Raw genomic sequence first — 16,073 nt, 5'->3', positions numbered from 1 at the left:
GAAAATAACGGTTGGCTATAATCGCGAAGCGATGGCCGACTGTTATTTTTCCGTTTAAGCAACTTGTTATGAATTATCTTCGTCAATGTCAGAATTTTCCATATCTTTCATTAAACTTTCATGTAGGTAAAATTCAAATGGCTCTCTTATATATCTTAACGGCCCCATACTTGGTCTCATTTCACTTAAAGCATCAACGATAATCTCTCGAGTATCTTCAGGTAATTCCATGAACGCTTCCCACTCTAGTGATAAGCTATGGAAAAAATCAGGTGATGTTCTAAGCTCGAAAAAAGTACCATCTTGCTTTATAAGGAACATTCTCGCTCGTGGAGAACCCATATTACGGCGTCTATAAAGAAACTCATCAGGTAAATCTGAAGCATCAATTATTTTTTCTATTTCTGCATATTGAAGCAACTCATCCCAAGGATGTTGCCCTTTAATTAAGAAGTTATGATCTTTAATACCTAATGATTTAACGAAATCAAGTAAACGCCTATATCGAACTACTCCTCGAGCAACATCTCTCTCATTTGTTGTACCTATTGAAGTCAATATTGCCGTTTTTAGATCTTCAAATTGTTCAGTTAAATTATCTAGGCGTTTAGCCTCAAATGCTTTTGTCCGTTGCTCTTGAATTAGTTTTTGAAAAAGTGAAGACCACTGTCTTCTGAGTGTGTCTTCAATATCTTGAAGTTTAGAAAAAGTAAACACACTATTTCCTCTAGCTCTATGCCTAAGGAAATTTATGAATTCAAAGATAAAAGAGGCAGTTTCTGGCTTTTCAATGGAAGGAAATGATATTTCATTAATAATTGATTTATCTTTGTTTTTTTCGTAAAGAGAATGGTCATGCCAAACTGCTGAGTCAACAAATGTAAATACTGGAATTCCAGACTCTACAGCTTTTAATATTTCAAGTTGAGTAACAGATAGATTGTCTTTTTTAATGAGAGATTTAGTACTTTTACTTTCATTATTCAGTACATCAAAATCAAGTTTTGCTAGCGCCTCAGGTACAGTTTTCCCACCAAACCTTGAACCAACAATAAGTACAACTACATCAGCATTTGCAACTTCATCGACACAACTTGTATGTGTATGTAATCTAGGATCGTACAAGAGATCACTATAATCACTCATTAAAGGCTCATGCCCCAAATTTTGTATAAATATTCTTAATTGTGATCTTATGACTGATAAGTCATAACATGTAGATGAAACAAATACTCTCAACCCTGCCATATACTCAATACTCCTTATAATTCATAACGCCGTGGTTTGGGGCCGTAGTGGAGCGCTAGCGGAACGGAGGTCCCAGCCGAAGGCGACAACACCACCTTGTTATGCTTACTCTGCAACAAGAGCTTTAACCTCATTTTCGGCACACCATTGAATTAAATGATCACTATGGCTAGTTTCACTAAAAACAACAATTGCCTCACAACTTTCTAATTTCTCTACCACCTGGAGTAGTTCTGGAGATGGAAACAAAAGGAGATATACCCATTTTTCTCTTGCGTAATATTCTTTCTTGAGTGTTACAGGTGACTCAAGGTTCACGGTAACCCCAGACTGCGAGATCGGTTTGTTGGTACGTAACTTATTGACGATTTGCTTACTAAATATTCTTTCTAGGATTTGGTCGCAATGTGATTTGTTATTTACACAAACTCGCAGATTACAGGCTCTGGTTTTTGCCTCCGATATTGAGAATTGATAGACACCTTTATGGGATGCCTCACTCAATTCAGAAAAATCCTTAATGTAACTATATCTATCGGTCATTCCTGACTCCTCTGGAAGCATAACAGTTTATTAGTGCGCATGCGCGGTTTCTGGGCAAGCCGGTTTCTGGGAAATCACCGTAACTACTTGAATAATAGGAAGTAAAATCCATTTCCAGATCAGTCCATTCTGTGAAAGCGAGCATGCGCATTAACTCCTTTGTGCCTTGCGCATTAATCTGTAAACCTGCGCAAAAAATTTCCGTGTATCAATGCCTTAACGATAACAACGTCCGGGAAAGCGCGCAAGGCTTCTGAAAAAGCGCGCATTGATTTGGGCAAACTTTCAATTATACTGGATATGCATACACATCAGATCAAGGAGTGATCAATGACTTCCAGCCCCTTTCTCAATGACATTCGCCGCTTTATGCGCACCCGCGGCTACAGCCTGCGAACCGAGAAAACCTATGTTTACTGGATTCGGTTCTTTATTCGTTACCAAAAGCGGAGACATCCCAAAGAGATGGGGGCTGCTGAGGTGGTGCAGTTTCTGGGGTTTCTGGCGAATGATCGTCATGTCTCGGTCAATACTCAGAAGCTGGCCTTGAATGCGTTGGCGTTTCTCTATAACACGTATCTGGAATTGCCTCTGGGCGACCTGGGCTTTCAACATGCCAATAAACCTGCCAAATTGCCTGTGGTGATCTCATCGCAGGAGGTCGGACGAATTCTTGCCGTGATGAACAATCGGGATCGGCTGATATTTTCGCTGCTATTTGGCTCCGGTTTGCGCATTTCTGAATGTTTACGGCTGAGAATCAAGGATTTCGATTTTTCTCGGCGAGCACTGACCGTACACAGCGGCAAAGGAAACAAGGACCGGGTGACAATTCTCTCCTTATCGCTTCAGACTGAAATTGAAGCAGCGATGGCCAGTGCCATAGAATTTCAGAAAATTGATAATACTCAGGGTGTTGGCCCTTCGTTGCCAGATGCCTTGGGGAGAAAGTATCCGAATGCCTTCCGTCAACCGGCCTGGATGTTCTTGTTTCCTTCCAGCGGTTTGTGTTTGCACCCGGATACCGGAGTGACCTGTCGGCATCATCTGCATCAGTCCGTCGCTCGCAAAGCCCTGAGCCGGGCCGTCACGGAGAGTGGTATGAACCACAAACGCGTTACCTGTCATACATTCAGGCATAGTTTTGCTACTGAGTTGCTACGTGCGGGCCGGGATATTCGTACCGTGCAAGAGTTATTGGGTCATACGGATGTTGCCACCACGCAGATCTATACCCATGTGATCGGCCAGCATTTTGCGGGCACTGAAAGTCCGATGGATCGGTTGATGATGTGAACGGCGGTTCCTGTCTATCGGATTATCGGACGGATTGACCCTGTAACTTTGCCATTCGCACCAGGTTGTAAGCCATCATGGTCATCTCAAGAGCGCTGTTGACCTTCGCCAGTCCTTTCACTTTTAACTGCCGTAAGGGGCCAACGGTCTTGCCCCAGCCGAAGGGTTCTTCGACCCGTTTACGCACAATCTGACTGGCAGCATAACCCACTTTATGACTGGTTCGACCATCGATGGCTGAGCCGCCGGGCCGTTTGTCATTGCGGGCAACATGGGGCGTGATGCGGTGCTTCCTGCATTCCTTCACAAACCCCTTGATATCGTAGTTTTTATCCGCGCCTACGGTTTTACGATGAGCCCCCGGCAGTGCTTTTAAAACCCGGACCGGATCATCAATGCTCAGGCCGACAAACCAGCGATAGAGCATGTTGTACTGAATCTGCTCGAGCAGTTGCCGTTCGCTGCGAATACTGAAGAGGATTTGCAGCAGCAAGGCTCTCAGTAAGCGCTCCGGAGGAATGGATTCCCGCCCACGCTCGGAATAGATCAGGCTGAGTTTCCAATCGATGTGGGTGAGCGCCTGATCGAACAGGGTTTTGATGGATCGTAAAGGGTGATCGTGTGGAACCCGTTCATCCAGTTTGATGGTGGTGAACAGAGGCTCCTGAGTAATGTCAGCGCCACGCATGGGAGTCCGGGAATCCATTGAAAAAGAGCATTTTACCGAAGCCAGTAGACATCAGGAATAAAATCAACAGCCTGCTAGGAGTCCGACAGGCTCCTAGCCACTCATTCAGTGTTCGTCATTGGCGATCATTTCACGCAAGCGTTTTTTGTTGATCTTGCCAACACTGGTTTTGGGAATTTCCGCCACGATATGAATGATTTCCGGAATCGCCCATTTATTGATACGACCACTGTCCACATAATCTTGCAGGTGCGCCTTCAGCAACTCCGCAGTGAGCTGGCTATCTTTCATGGCGACAACACGGGCCAGTGGCCGCTCGTCCCAGCGTTTGTCGGGCACGCCGACAACCGCGACTTCACTGACATCGGGATGCAGGCTGATCAGGCTTTCGATTTCCAGTGACGATACCCATTCACCACCGGTCTTGATCACATCCTTGATACGATCCTTGATCTGTAACACGCCACTCGGTTCGATGCTGGCAACATCGCCGGTGTGCATCCAGCCCCCTTCCCACAGCTCGGCGCTTTTTTCCGGCTCCTTGAAGTAACCTTGGGTTAACCAGGGGGCGCGCACGACGATCTCACCCATCTGTTCACCATCGTGTGGCAACTCATTCCCTTCCATATCGCGGATCTGCATATCTACCAGACCCACCGGAATACCGGTGCGGATGCGGTAAGGCATTTGTTCTTGCATCGGCAAGGCCCGCACACTGGCAGGCAGGTAACTGGCGGTGATAATCGGACAGGTTTCTGACATGCCGTAGGCGGTGAAAAACAGAATGCCGCGTTCAGCCATTTCGTTCGCCATGCCCAGTGTCGGGGCGCTGCCACCAGTCAGCATTTTCCAGCCAGACAGATCCGCCTCCTTTGCTGCCTCACAGTTCAGAATCATCTGCAATACCGTCGGCACACCGTGGGAAAAGGTGACCTTTTCGCTCTGAAACAGACCCACGAGGAAATTGGGGTCATAACGACCGGGGTATACCTGTTTGGCACCCAGCAGCGTGGCGACATAAGGCACACCCCAGGCATGAACATGGAACATCGGCGTCATCGGCATGTACACATCATCGGAACGGAATGCCCCCAGGCCGTCAATGCTGCCCAGCGTCATGGCGCTATTCAAGGTATGCAATACCAGCTGTCGATGACTGAAATAAACACCTTTGGGATTGCCGGTGGTGCCGGTGGTGTAAAACGTAGTGGCAACGGAGTTTTCGTCAAAATCCGGGAAATCATACTGTGTTTCGGCAGCGGCCAGTAATTGCTCGTATTCGCCCAGCGTATTCAGGCTGGTCTCGGTTGCACTGACACCATCGGTCAGTTGTACCACGCCGCGCAAGCGCGTCACCTGCGGTACGATCTGTTCAGCCACTGCCAGGAAATCGTCGTGTACCAACAACAGGTCGTCTTCGGCATGGGTCATGGTGTAACTGATCTGATCCGGGCTCAGGCGCACATTCACGTGATGCAACACGGCACCTATCATAGGTACGGCAAAATAGGCTTCCAGGTAACGGTGGCTGTCCCAATCCATCACTGCCACGGTGTCTCCTGCCTGTATACCCATGGTGGTGAGGACATTGGCCAGCCGACAGATACGCTGATACAGCGTGGTGTAGTCGTAGCGTATCAGGTCACGGTAAACAATTTCCCGCGTGGGTTCGTAGCGTTTGCCAGACAGCAGCAGGCTTTTGATCAGCAGTGGTGACTGGTACGCCTGCTCGGTGGGTGCCACTATTTTTGTTTTCATGGTTATTCTCCGGGTGGGACAGACAAGATAGGCTGTCTGCCTGAAACAAAAAAAGCCCTGACGCAATTCAGGGCAAATGGATCTCGATCAAGCGATGGAGAACCCAGTGTCAATTTCATCGAACTCTGTCATACCGCCGGGCATGCCGACGGCGCATCTCAGAACATAAAGCGGGTCGACAATTGCAGCGCTTTCATGCTTTTTTCAACCGCTTCACCACTGCTCATGGTGGCGACGTTCCATTTTGCCAATTCTGCACCAAAGCGCACCTTGGCCGTTGCTGTCCACATCAGGTTGGCATGCAATGACTTGGTGGTGTCAATACCGCCTTCTGCCGCGTCATCGTTGGCACCAGTGCGGGACATCATCAGCGTGGATGCCAATGCAGGCGACCAGACGTGGCGCAATGCCAGTGATGCACCCCAGCTGTCAAAACCCTGCAAACGCGGGCGAGCGGTATCTTCATTCGGGTAGCTGCCCAGGCCCATGTAACGGCCCAGCGCACCCTGATTGTATTGCAACCGGACATCATCGCTGCTGCCCAGCGGGAATTTGGCGGTCAAACTCAATGCCGAAGCGCGTTGGTGGTCAACGCCATCGGACAATTCCCGACTGACCGCTCCCAACGAGGCGTGACCCCAGCGGCCATCGGCATTGATACGCACCACCAGATCGGGCGTTTTGTTATCGTCACCGCCGTCTTCCGGATTTTCCAGCGCCAGCATCAGGCTGCCACCGCTGAACGGTTGGGTATAACGCACTTGCGTCTGACGCACAAAAATAGCTGAGGCATGTTGACCAAAGGCGTTCAGGTCACCCAATGCCGCCAGATCCATAAACGTCGACCAGGTCTGGCCAATCAACAGATTACCCCAGCTGCCGTAAGCGTGGCGCAAACGCAAACCATGACTGTTGGACACGGTTTCGGTGCCATCACTGCCGTAAAAATCCGCTTCCAGATGCGTGCTCAGTGGCTTGTCGCCCGCCATGGTGCGGGTTTTGATATACAACCGGGATTCCCGTGCAGTCATGTCCAGACGCTGACTCTGACTGTCGTCGGCCGCCTTGACATAAGGGGCACCCAGCAACGCATTTTTGCCATTAACGCCATGATCGGTGTACACCAGATCGCCGCGAACATAACCACCAATGGTCAGATGAGTATCGCCGATAACCAGAGCACCCTTGTCGCTGCTCACCAGAGCGCGCTGGCGTAAGGTTTCAACGTCATGTTCCAGTGCAGTCAAACGCTGCTGCAAGGCTTCCGGGGTGTCTGTTGCTGTACTGTCTGCAAATGCAAACGGTGACGCCAGTGTCAGTGTCTGGCCAGCCAGAATCAGGGCGATGGAAGTGCATGGGTATTTCATGGTGTTTCCTTTTTTGGTCGAGTCTTGTTGTTTTTATTGGTGTTTTTATTGGTTTTGGTGGTGTTTTTATTGTTGGTCTTGCCGTTGTTATTACTGTTGTTATCGGTGCTGCCAGCCAAGTGGCTGCCGTATGCCACAGACAACGCACTCTCCTCACCGCCGTCGCCAGGTACGGTTACTCGCGGATCGTGGCCCGGTGCTTTCGAAACAGACACGACGGCACCGGCGGTGCAAAAGCGACGATGCCGTGCACTACGTTTTCGATGGCGTAGAGGTCATCCGGGTTTTTACGCTCACGCGCGGTTTTGATACGCACCTGATACATGTCGTGCAGCAGCCGTCCGTCTGGCCGCAATCGGGCACGCTGGGCAAAAAAATCATTCGGGCGAGTACTTTTCATCGCTTTCATCACCACATCAGCCGTATCGCTGCCCGCCTGGCGAATGCTGTTCAGGTAATGACTAACGGCGGAATAGACACCAGCCTGCACCATGGTGGGCATGACGCCAGCACGGGCGAAAAAGCGTTCCGACCAGACACGGCTACTGTCGTCCCGATCCCAGTAAAACCCGGTGGTTAACCTCATATTGGCGGTGATGGCCGGATCCAGCGCTTTCACATTGGGGGTAAATACCAGCAAGCCAACCACTTCCATCGATTGCGTCAGGCCGATATCTGCCGCTGCCCGCAAAGCATTGACAAAATCTTCACCAGCGTTGGCCAATGCCACCACATCGGCCCCGGACGCAGCCGCCTGACGCACGTAAGGGGCAAAGTCGGCAGTCCCCAAGGGCACCCGCACCGAGCCAGTCACTACGCCACCCTGAGTCGTGACCACTCGGGTCGCCACCTCTTCCAACGCCAGACCGAAGGCATAATCTGCGGTGATAAAAAACCATTTCTTCTTACCCGCCTCGACCATTGGCTTGACGGTGCCATTCGCCAGCGCCACCACGTCGTAGGTCCAGTGGGCGATATAGGGCGAACAGGCACTGGTGGTAAATGCGTCCGAACCCGAACCGGATATCAGCACAATACGTTGCGCGGCATTGGTAACTGCGGTGACCGCCGATGTAACGGACGAGGCCACCAGCCCGGTGATCACGTCCACCTGCTCCCGCTCGACCCAGGTTTTGGCCTGCAAGGCGGCAGATTCCGGGCTGTTATGGTCATCGGCACTGACCACCTCAATCGGTTTACCCAACACAATTTCGCCAAAGTCCTCGACGGCCATGGTCGCGGCGGTAACACACCCTTCTCCACATACCGTGGCGTAGACACCACTCATATCCGCCATCACACCAATTTTGACCACGTCATCAGAAATAGCCGCAGGACTGGCCTGCACCTCGTCGCACACCGTGCCAACCAGCCACAACAGGGCCACCGCAGCCAGCGCTTGCTGCCAACGACGTGAAAAAAAACAAAAAGGAACAACGGACGGTGGGGCAAAGATAAAACGCATCATCTGGTTAGCCTGTTTTTATTATTTTTTGTCAGTGCCGCCGTTCACTCCGAATCAGAGCGTGTTGACGATCGCTGCGGAATCCATACTGAACAACGACTTGCACGCAGATTTGTCACAATTCCACCGAAATGTATCAAGCCGGTTTTTTGCCGGGTTTTGCCAGTACACTGCCACCACGGGATGGATGCTGCCGCGAGTACTGGCACCCCAACATATTCGCCAAAGCACCAAAGGCTCGCCGGTCGTGCCCACCCGTTTTATCCACCTGTTGCTGCTGACAAGAGTTTTCGTATGTTTTCCGGCATTCGCCTGGCGTGGCGTTTTTTCTCAGTTGTGGTACTGATCATCACCATCATGGCGGTGTCGGTGTACCTGTATTCCGTGCCACTGGTGCAAGACAAGGTGTATGAAATTGAACGCAATTCCGCCCGCCTGGCACTGGATAACGTTTATAAGCTGGCCGACAAGGCCTACGCCAATCTGGAAGGGTTCAAGGCACAGGCGCTGGACGCTAACAAAGAAAGCCTGCGCGCCGTGGTCACACTGACCGCCAGTCATATTGAATCCAGCCTGGCACTGGCCGAAGCCAACCAGATTCCAGCCGCCAACGCCTGGCAACAGGTGTTTGCCAGCCTGCGCCACTTCACCTACGGCAACGATGGTTATATCTGGGTGGTTGATCACCAGGCGCGCATGTTGTCGCACCCGGACACACGTTATAACGGCAAGACATTGGCCAGCTTTCAGGTTCCGGCAGTGGGCGTCATCGCCCCGATGATTGCCGCAGCGATCCGCAGCGGTGAAGGCTTCTATCAATACCCCTGGCAGCGAGTGGCCGGGCAGCAACCAACGGCCAAGCTGTCGTATGTCAAAGATTACCCACAGTGGCAGCTGGTGATTGGTTCGGGTCTCTATCTGGATGATCTGGAAGCCGCCGTGGCGCAACGCAAGCAACAGGCTATTGAAGAAATTCGCAAGGCACTCAGCACCATTCGTATCGCCGACACTGGCTATTTGTTTATTTTTGACCAGCAGGGCCAGATTATTGCCCACCCGAATACCAACATCGACCAGACCAATGCCATCGACCTGATCGACCCGGCCAGCGGACGCCGCATCGTGGAAGAACTGATCGAAGTGGCCGATACCGGCACCGAACTCAGCTATCGCTGGGACAAACCGGATGATCCCGGCGTTTATCGCTATGAAAAAATATCCATCGTCCGTCGCATGGCCAGTTTCGACTGGTACATCTGCGCCACCGTGTATGTCGCCGAACTGCAACACAGCTCGATGATTCTCAGCCAACGCATCATCACCATTACCGCCATCGCCATTCTGTTGGCGTTATTACTGGCGCTGTATTTTATCAACCTGATCTCGCAACCGATCCAGACCCTGGCGCGCACCGCCGAACGCGTACGTACCGGCGATCTGAGCGCCACCAGCGGCATTGATCGTCATGATGAAATCGGCACCCTGGCGCGCACCTTCGACTCCATGGTGTATCGCTTGCACAGCAACATCCAGACGCTGGATCAAAGTGTGCGAGAGCGCACCCACGCACTGGCGGCACTGGAAGAACGCCAACGCCTGATACTGGATGCCCTGCCCGCCCAGATTGCCTACCTCGACCGGCAACTGCGCTACGTGTTCGTCAACCAGGGTTATGCTGAACAATTCGATAGCAGCAAAGCCGCACTCCTGGGGCAACACATGAGCCAGATTGCACCTCCTGATCTGCTGGCAGCCATCGCCGAACCCCTGCAACAGTGTCTGAACGGCCACCCCACTACCTACGAATACAGCTTTAATCACCAGGGCCGCACACGGGTAACACGTCGCCAGCTGATTCCCGATTACGCCGGAGACCAGGCAGCCGCTGCCGAGGTGCAGGGCGTACTGGTACTGTCGCTCGACATCAGCCACGAAAAGGAATCAGAACGCCGCCTGGCGGAAGCCCAACGCATGCAGGCCACCGGGCAACTGGCTGGCGGTTTGGCCCACGACTTCAACAATCTGCTGACCATCATCCTTGGCAACCTCAGCGCCATGCAAGCCAGCCATCCCGGCGTCAACCCGACAACCAGCAGCCCCGACACCGACGCCCCACTGCAACACCACCTGGCTCCAGCTATCCGCGCCACCCACCGCGCCATCGACATCACCAAGCGTCTGCTCGCTTTTGCCCGACGTCAGCACCTCTCCCCCAGCCTGACCGACGTACGTCCCTTGCTGAAAGAAACCGCCCTGTTGTTACGCGGTTCACTGCCGGATCAGCTGGAACTGACGGTCGTCTGCCACACCCCGTTGGCGCTGTGTATTGATGCCGCCCAGCTCGAAAACGCCCTCATCAATCTGGCCTTGAACGCACGCGATGCCATTCTTCAACAACGCCCGACCGGGCCAGGACGTATCGGCTTTTACGCACACCAACAAACCTTGCCACAGGGGCTGCAACAAACCGACTCGCACTACGATGACGACGTACCCGCTGGCACCTATATCAATATTGGGGTGTACGACGACGGCCCCGGATTTCCGGCCGAAGTACAACAACGGGCCTTCGAGCCATTTTTTACAACCCGTGCCAGCAACAACTCCGGCCTCGGCCTCAGCATGGTATTTGGCTTCGTCAAACAGTCTGGCGGTTTTATTCGCATTCGCCCGGCAACGACGGATCCGGAATGGGCTGACGGGGAAGGCCGGAGTCAATCGAAAGACCCAGAGAAATCAGCCGACGGTGCCGCTATTTCATTACTGCTGCCACTAAACAGCCTTTCCTTGAGCGCGCCAACACCCCCTGAAACGACCGCCAGCGCCGCAACAGAGCCAGCACCACACCCCGAATCAGACACCGACAACACCGACAACAACCACTGGCAACTGGCCTTACTGGTTGACGACGACGCCGCCATCCGCCGCCTGGTACGGCCCTGGTTGCTGGCGCTAGGATACGTTGTGGTAGAAGCCAGCGACGCCAATGAAGCCAGCGACCTGATCGACAGCCTGGCGACCCTCGATTTACTCATCACCGACCTGTCGATGCCCGGCAACCGGGACGGCTGGCAACTGGCCCAACAAGCCCGCCAGCAACACCCCCACTTGCCCTATCTGCTGATCAGTGGCACCCCCTCGCATCCAGAACAACCAACGGATCATGGCGTATTACTCGCCAAACCCTTCACCAGAGACGCCATCCACCAGGCCATTACCCATGCTGTCACCCAATCCACTAACGGGCCATCCGCCGCTGGCAAATTGACACCACCGATCCAACCCGATCATCATCAGACAGAACAATAAGAAGAAGCACACCATGACCAACCACACCATGACCAACCACACCACGACCAACCACACCACGACCCACAGCAGCCATACCAACAAGGCACTGATCTACGTCATCGAAGACGAAGCCGACATAGCCACCCTGATTGCAGATGCCCTGCGAGCGTTCGGCTTTCGGGTAACCACCTTCCCGACCGGTCGCCAGGCACTGCAAGCGATACAACAACAGCCCGCCGATGTCTGCATTATTGACCTCGGCTTACCGGACATGGACGGCCTCACCTGCATCCGCGAACTGTCGGCCAATACCGACACCGGGCTCGTGGTACTGACCGGCCGGGACAGCCTGACAGACCGAGTGCTGGGCCTCGAACTGGGTGCTGACGACTACATCACCAAACCCTTTGACAGCCGGGAACTGGTCGCCCGCATATCACGACTGGTGCGACGGCTGGCGATCCAGCCACAACCCGGCACCTGCAGCCGCAAAGTCGCCCGGATTGCCCACTGGCAGTTCGACCCAGCCACCTTATTGCTCAGCCACGACAACGGCGACAACCACAACCTCAGCAGTGGCGAAGCCAACCTGCTGATGAGCCTGCTGCGCTCACCCAACCGCATCTTATCGCGGGAACAACTGATCTCAGACCAAACCATCCCCTACGACCGCAGCATCGACTCCCGCATGTCACGCCTGCGCAAAAAACTGGAACAAAACCCGCGCCAGCCAGTATTAATCAAAACCGTCTACGGCGCGGGCTACATGCTGGCCGGACGCGTCGAATGGCGACTGCTACAAACCGACCAGCCAGACTGAACCCACTCGCCTGAGACCACTACAAGAGAACTTGCTACCAACCGCCGTAAACTCGCAGACCGCCGTAAATTCATAGGAGGCAGCTTGCCGCTGAAACAGTATTGCTGAGCTGCCTGTGCGGCAGCGAACACAGTCAGGCCAATGCGCTCTTCACAGAGAATTTTCTGAGCTGCCTGTGCGGTGTTAACGGCCATTTAAAGTGACCCACCTCTGGCCATTAATTTTGATTCACCTTCGCGTGGCCTTTTGGCCACTTTAACCCTAACGTTCCCGGTTTTCTCTGGCCGGGGGCTCACGTAAAGGACTGGATTGTGATTCATAAAATCAAAGCGCTTCAGCTTTGGCACTGAGGTTTCTTATCCTTACAGCAACACGTACCAGTGAAGTTCTAAAAGCCGAGTGGACTGAGATCGATCTGAAAACGGCTATTTGGACGATACCAGCTGAAAGAATGAAATCGCGCCGAGAACACCGCGTTCCGCTAACAAAAGAATCAATTATCATTCTTAGAAGCCCCGCAAATCCATGGCAATCCCTATATATTTCCTGGGAGTCGATCCAATCGCCCTCTATCCAATATGGATTTACTTCAACTAATGCGTGGTATGGGTTACGGAGTCAATGAAGATCGGGGTGATTACGTCCCCACATGGATTCCGTTCGAGCTTTCGGGATTGGTCTGGAAAGGTCTCCAGCTACCCTAAAGACGTTGCAGATATGGCACTGGCAATATCAAAACAAGGTAAAAGCGGCCTACAGACGCGGAGATTTGTTCGAGAAGCCCCGAGCGATGATGGATGATGGATGATGGATGATGGATGATGGATGATGGATGATTGGGAATCATGGCTAACAAGCGAGAACTCAAAGAATGTCCCCGGAAACCAACCACGAACTTTATATGTACGTAAATCTGCCGTACAATTTCATCAATCACATGCAATGAGTACATGAGAATGGGTACAAGAACCGAGAGAATCGAAGCTCGCTTTCCTCCTGAGCTCAAGGCCTTGGCAGAACGAGCAGCCCTCGCCAGCGGCCAGACCCTGACAGACTACCTCGCCAACCTTGTACGCCTGGATGCGCCCAAGCGACTGCAATTAGCCAACGAAGTGATGTTGGCTAATGAGCAGTTTGATCAATTCCTGGTGGCCTGCGAGACAGCACAATCCCCAAGCAAAAAGCTGCTGAATGCTGCTAAAAAACTGGATGCCGAAGGCTACTGATCGGAAATATCGCATTGACACTAGAACAAGCCTTTGTCGTTGCCGATAAAGCTTCCCACGATCTGAAAACGTTTGATTGCGGTAAAACCGGAATGAACGATTTCCTTTCTCGCTTTGCGATCAAACATAACAAATTAGGTCTCAGCCGAACCTGGGTATTGCCTGAAGTTGTTTCGAAGGCAAACACAGAAACGGCCCCCACAGATTCAAAGAAAACCATTGCAGCCTATTTCACTTTATCTACTGCAACGGTATCCAGGGAAGCAATCCCCGCACAACACAGCCTACCCACCTACCCGATCCCGGTGATCATGCTTGCTCGTCTGGCTATTGATTCAAAGTATCAAGGACAAGGCTTAGGCGCTAAAACGCTGGTTACGGCATTACGGCAAGCTCGCACGCTAAGCCAATCGGGGTTACCTGCTTATGGTTTGATTCTGGATGTTCTAGACGAACAGGCACTGGGTTTTTACAACAGCTTCGAAGTCTTTCAGCCGTTTACTGATGAACCGATGAGGCTGTTTGTTGGCATGAAGACGCTTTCTGATCTTTAAATAACAGTTAATCAGCGGCTGTGGTTGCCTAACGTCTTTTCAGAACACCCAAGCGCTTTAGAAGCTTCTTTTCGTCCTCCATATTCCGTGATAGCCCAGGATGCAAGTCGGCGCTGAAACCATTTGGTTCGCTCATCCCACGAGCCTTCACCGAGCTCATGCACGGCAGAGTCATCCCGAGACCACTTGTCCCATTCTCCAATCGCCACCGTCACAGCTTCCGTTTCTGACTTCTGATCCAGCCAAACCATGATCAGTACGGCCAGTCGCTGCAAATCCCGCATATTTCCATTAAAAGGATGATGCTGGAACAACTGGTTTAATTCGTCCGTAACAGGTGCCAATTCTGGAATAGTCTCTGATCGTCGACACTCAGACCATACTGTTTGCCAATCTACGGTCAGATCTTCCCGACAAGACCGCAGAGGTGGAATTTCAACAATCAAATGTGCGATTCGATCGAGAAAATCCGGATAAAGCTAAGACCGTAGTTCATCAAAACTCAGATTACTGGCACAGACCAATTCAAAGTCACTGGTTTTCTCTTCGTTGCTGCCCAGCTGACGATATCAGTGCTTGTGATCTTGTAATGTCCTCACCAGCTCACGCTGTACATTCTTCGGCAGATCTTGCACCTCATCGAGAAATAGAATTTTCCTATCCGCTTCAGCCAAAAGTCCTTGTCGATCCCGATCCGCGCCCGTAAAAGCCCCTTTTACATGACCAAACAGCAAGCTCTCGGCCACGCTGGAATCGAGGCCACCACAGGCCAGAGCCACAACGTCCCGCTGTTTGATCTTGCTAATGTAAGTCTCGACTACACGGGTCTTACCAGTGCCTCGCTCGCCCAGAATTAACAACGGATGACCACTTAACTCCGCGTATTGCTTTAATCGTTGAAGCGACTGTTGACGAGCGATAGAGCGCGCTTCTGGCTCATAAATCGCTAGATCCGGGTTGATTGTCCGAGCCGAACGAATTTCAGCCAGATAGGTGGTGATCTTGAAATCAACCGATTTGAGGCTGGTTCTTTGCGTCTCCGGGTTGAACTGAGAAGACCACAACCGGGTTCCGGACGGAAATGCACCGCCAGCAGATACCACAACCAGACGCTGTGCATTGCGGGTGTGCCAGGAGAAATGTTGATGTGCAAACAGTCGCTGCAACCACGAACTCTCGGAACAACTGAGTCACAAACAAACAAATAGATCGCCTGATGATCCGTATCAACATTGAGAATATATTTCTGAGCTGCCTGTGCGGCAGCGAACACTTTGGAAACGTGGCTGTAATCAGCAAACCATTTCTGAGCTGCCTGTGCGGCAGCGAACTGCATGATGGTGCCTGATGGCCATGCGTTGGCTTTCTGAGCTGCCTGTGCGGCAGCGAACGTCTGCCTGCCAGCGTATGCCCAGGTCTTCCATTTCTGAGCTGCCTGTGCGGCAGCGAACAGTAATGACTTGAAGGCTCAGAAACTCGGACTTTTCTGAGCTGCCTGTGCGGCAGCGAACGCACACGCGCGGATAAACTCGGACTCAGGCCATTTCTGAGCTGCCTGTGCGGCAGCGAACGCTAACGGCGCGCCCTCGGAAATCTCCCACCATTTCTGAGCTGCCTGTGCGGCAGCGAACGTTTCAAGCTCAATCATTGAGTCGAGATCAGTTTTCTGAGCTGCCTGTGCGGCAGCGAACGCTCACAACCGAGGAACCCTGCTCGACGTTACTTTCTGAGCTGCCTGTGCGGCAGCGAACATATTCGTTTCACTCATACTCGTTATCTCCAATTTCTGAGCTGCCTGTGCGGCAGCGAACCAACAC

At 52.2% G+C, this 16,073-nt stretch carries 15 protein-coding genes and 1 CRISPR repeat array (1 of these 16 only partly in view); of the genes, 6 read left to right on the top strand and 9 right to left on the bottom strand.

Annotation, left to right across the window (positions count from 1 at the left end):
- Window positions 1-66: 66 nt before the first annotated feature.
- Both SOJ49_RS08825 and SOJ49_RS08820 read right to left on the bottom strand, forming a co-directional pair.
- Window positions 67-1,248 (bottom strand): DUF4062 domain-containing protein, encoded by a 1,182-nt coding sequence (locus tag SOJ49_RS08825; protein ID WP_369857855.1) that lies wholly within the window; start codon window positions 1,246-1,248, stop codon window positions 67-69.
- 105 nt (window positions 1,249-1,353) lie between these two features.
- Entirely contained in the window at window positions 1,354-1,791 is a 438-nt protein-coding gene (locus tag SOJ49_RS08820) for a hypothetical protein (RefSeq protein ID WP_369857854.1), read from the bottom strand.
- A gap of 330 nt (window positions 1,792-2,121) precedes the next feature.
- Here SOJ49_RS08820 and SOJ49_RS08815 point away from each other — a divergent pair, with 330 nt between their 5' ends.
- Window positions 2,122-3,087 carry an integron integrase gene (locus SOJ49_RS08815; protein WP_369857853.1) on the top strand — a complete coding sequence of 322 codons (966 nt, stop codon included), beginning with the start codon at window positions 2,122-2,124 and terminating at the stop codon, window positions 3,085-3,087.
- Window positions 3,088-3,109: 22 nt separating this feature from the next.
- On the opposite strand, the gene SOJ49_RS08810 is transcribed toward SOJ49_RS08815, so the two are convergent.
- The 5 genes from SOJ49_RS08810 to SOJ49_RS08790 form a co-directional block, all read right to left on the bottom strand.
- The gene (locus SOJ49_RS08810) at window positions 3,110-3,775 is read right to left on the bottom strand and encodes a transposase (protein WP_369857852.1); all 666 of its coding nucleotides are present in this window, start codon (window positions 3,773-3,775) and stop codon (window positions 3,110-3,112) included.
- 105 nt (window positions 3,776-3,880) lie between these two features.
- Window positions 3,881-5,533 carry a fatty acid--CoA ligase gene (locus tag SOJ49_RS08805; RefSeq protein ID WP_369857851.1) on the bottom strand — a complete coding sequence of 551 codons (1,653 nt, stop codon included), beginning with the start codon at window positions 5,531-5,533 and terminating at the stop codon, window positions 3,881-3,883.
- Window positions 5,534-5,691: 158 nt separating this feature from the next.
- Complete coding sequence (locus tag SOJ49_RS08800; RefSeq protein WP_369857850.1) at window positions 5,692-6,900, bottom strand: DcaP family trimeric outer membrane transporter; 1,209 nt, start codon at window positions 6,898-6,900, stop codon at window positions 5,692-5,694.
- Entirely contained in the window at window positions 6,897-7,043 is a 147-nt protein-coding gene (locus SOJ49_RS08795) for a hypothetical protein (protein WP_369857849.1), read from the bottom strand. The genes SOJ49_RS08800 and SOJ49_RS08795 overlap by 4 nt, the downstream gene beginning before the upstream one ends.
- A 32-nt stretch (window positions 7,044-7,075) precedes the next feature.
- Window positions 7,076-8,368 carry an ABC transporter substrate-binding protein gene (locus SOJ49_RS08790; RefSeq protein WP_369857848.1) on the bottom strand — a complete coding sequence of 431 codons (1,293 nt, stop codon included), beginning with the start codon at window positions 8,366-8,368 and terminating at the stop codon, window positions 7,076-7,078.
- A 291-nt stretch (window positions 8,369-8,659) separates the two neighbouring features.
- On the opposite strand from SOJ49_RS08790, the gene SOJ49_RS08785 reads away from it, so the two are divergent.
- From SOJ49_RS08785 to SOJ49_RS08765, 5 genes are all read left to right on the top strand, one after another.
- The gene (locus tag SOJ49_RS08785) at window positions 8,660-11,674 is read left to right on the top strand and encodes a cache domain-containing protein (RefSeq protein WP_369857847.1); all 3,015 of its coding nucleotides are present in this window, start codon (window positions 8,660-8,662) and stop codon (window positions 11,672-11,674) included.
- A 13-nt stretch (window positions 11,675-11,687) separates the two neighbouring features.
- Window positions 11,688-12,476, top strand: a complete 789-nt coding sequence (locus tag SOJ49_RS08780; RefSeq protein ID WP_369857846.1) for a response regulator transcription factor — start codon at window positions 11,688-11,690, stop codon at window positions 12,474-12,476.
- Window positions 12,477-12,816: 340 nt separating this feature from the next.
- Window positions 12,817-13,101, top strand: a complete 285-nt coding sequence (locus SOJ49_RS08775; protein ID WP_369857845.1) for a tyrosine-type recombinase/integrase — start codon at window positions 12,817-12,819, stop codon at window positions 13,099-13,101.
- Between the two features lie 331 nt (window positions 13,102-13,432).
- Window positions 13,433-13,702 carry a DUF1778 domain-containing protein gene (locus SOJ49_RS08770; RefSeq protein ID WP_369857844.1) on the top strand — a complete coding sequence of 90 codons (270 nt, stop codon included), beginning with the start codon at window positions 13,433-13,435 and terminating at the stop codon, window positions 13,700-13,702.
- A gap of 14 nt (window positions 13,703-13,716) precedes the next feature.
- Window positions 13,717-14,256: a GNAT family N-acetyltransferase gene (locus tag SOJ49_RS08765; RefSeq protein ID WP_369857843.1), complete on the top strand. Its 540-nt coding sequence runs from the start codon at window positions 13,717-13,719 to the stop codon at window positions 14,254-14,256.
- Between the two features lie 11 nt (window positions 14,257-14,267).
- On the opposite strand, the gene SOJ49_RS08760 is transcribed toward SOJ49_RS08765, so the two are convergent.
- Together SOJ49_RS08760 and SOJ49_RS08755 are read right to left on the bottom strand one after the other, a co-directional pair.
- Window positions 14,268-14,600 carry a hypothetical protein gene (locus SOJ49_RS08760; RefSeq protein ID WP_369857842.1) on the bottom strand — a complete coding sequence of 111 codons (333 nt, stop codon included), beginning with the start codon at window positions 14,598-14,600 and terminating at the stop codon, window positions 14,268-14,270.
- A gap of 225 nt (window positions 14,601-14,825) precedes the next feature.
- Window positions 14,826-15,422 carry a sigma 54-interacting transcriptional regulator gene (locus SOJ49_RS08755; protein ID WP_369857841.1) on the bottom strand — a complete coding sequence of 199 codons (597 nt, stop codon included), beginning with the start codon at window positions 15,420-15,422 and terminating at the stop codon, window positions 14,826-14,828.
- A gap of 77 nt (window positions 15,423-15,499) precedes the next feature.
- Window positions 15,500-16,073: direct repeats of the CRISPR family, unit length 28 nt; unit sequence TTTCTGAGCTGCCTGTGCGGCAGCGAAC (it continues 4,015 nt past the right edge of the window).

The sequence above is a fragment of the Candidatus Thalassolituus haligoni genome, assembly GCF_041222825.1.
In the GTDB taxonomy this organism is placed as follows: domain Bacteria; phylum Pseudomonadota; class Gammaproteobacteria; order Pseudomonadales; family Oceanobacteraceae; genus Oceanobacter; species Oceanobacter antarcticus.
This window is presented reverse-complemented; position numbering and strand designations above follow the sequence as displayed.

What these genes read in the sequence shown, in the direction of transcription:
- SOJ49_RS08825 (WP_369857855.1), bottom strand. Translation starts at nt 1,248, where the DNA reads ATGGCAGGGTTGAGAGTATTTGTTTCATCTACATGTTATGACTTATCA.
- SOJ49_RS08820 (WP_369857854.1), bottom strand. Translation starts at nt 1,791, where the DNA reads ATGACCGATAGATATAGTTACATTAAGGATTTTTCTGAATTGAGTGAG.
- SOJ49_RS08815 (WP_369857853.1), top strand. Translation starts at nt 2,122, where the DNA reads ATGACTTCCAGCCCCTTTCTCAATGACATTCGCCGCTTTATGCGCACC.
- SOJ49_RS08810 (WP_369857852.1), bottom strand. Translation starts at nt 3,775, where the DNA reads ATGCGTGGCGCTGACATTACTCAGGAGCCTCTGTTCACCACCATCAAA.
- SOJ49_RS08805 (WP_369857851.1), bottom strand. Translation starts at nt 5,533, where the DNA reads ATGAAAACAAAAATAGTGGCACCCACCGAGCAGGCGTACCAGTCACCA.
- SOJ49_RS08800 (WP_369857850.1), bottom strand. Translation starts at nt 6,900, where the DNA reads ATGAAATACCCATGCACTTCCATCGCCCTGATTCTGGCTGGCCAGACA.
- SOJ49_RS08790 (WP_369857848.1), bottom strand. Translation starts at nt 8,368, where the DNA reads ATGATGCGTTTTATCTTTGCCCCACCGTCCGTTGTTCCTTTTTGTTTT.
- SOJ49_RS08785 (WP_369857847.1), top strand. Translation starts at nt 8,660, where the DNA reads ATGTTTTCCGGCATTCGCCTGGCGTGGCGTTTTTTCTCAGTTGTGGTA.
- SOJ49_RS08780 (WP_369857846.1), top strand. Translation starts at nt 11,688, where the DNA reads ATGACCAACCACACCATGACCAACCACACCACGACCAACCACACCACG.
- SOJ49_RS08770 (WP_369857844.1), top strand. Translation starts at nt 13,433, where the DNA reads ATGGGTACAAGAACCGAGAGAATCGAAGCTCGCTTTCCTCCTGAGCTC.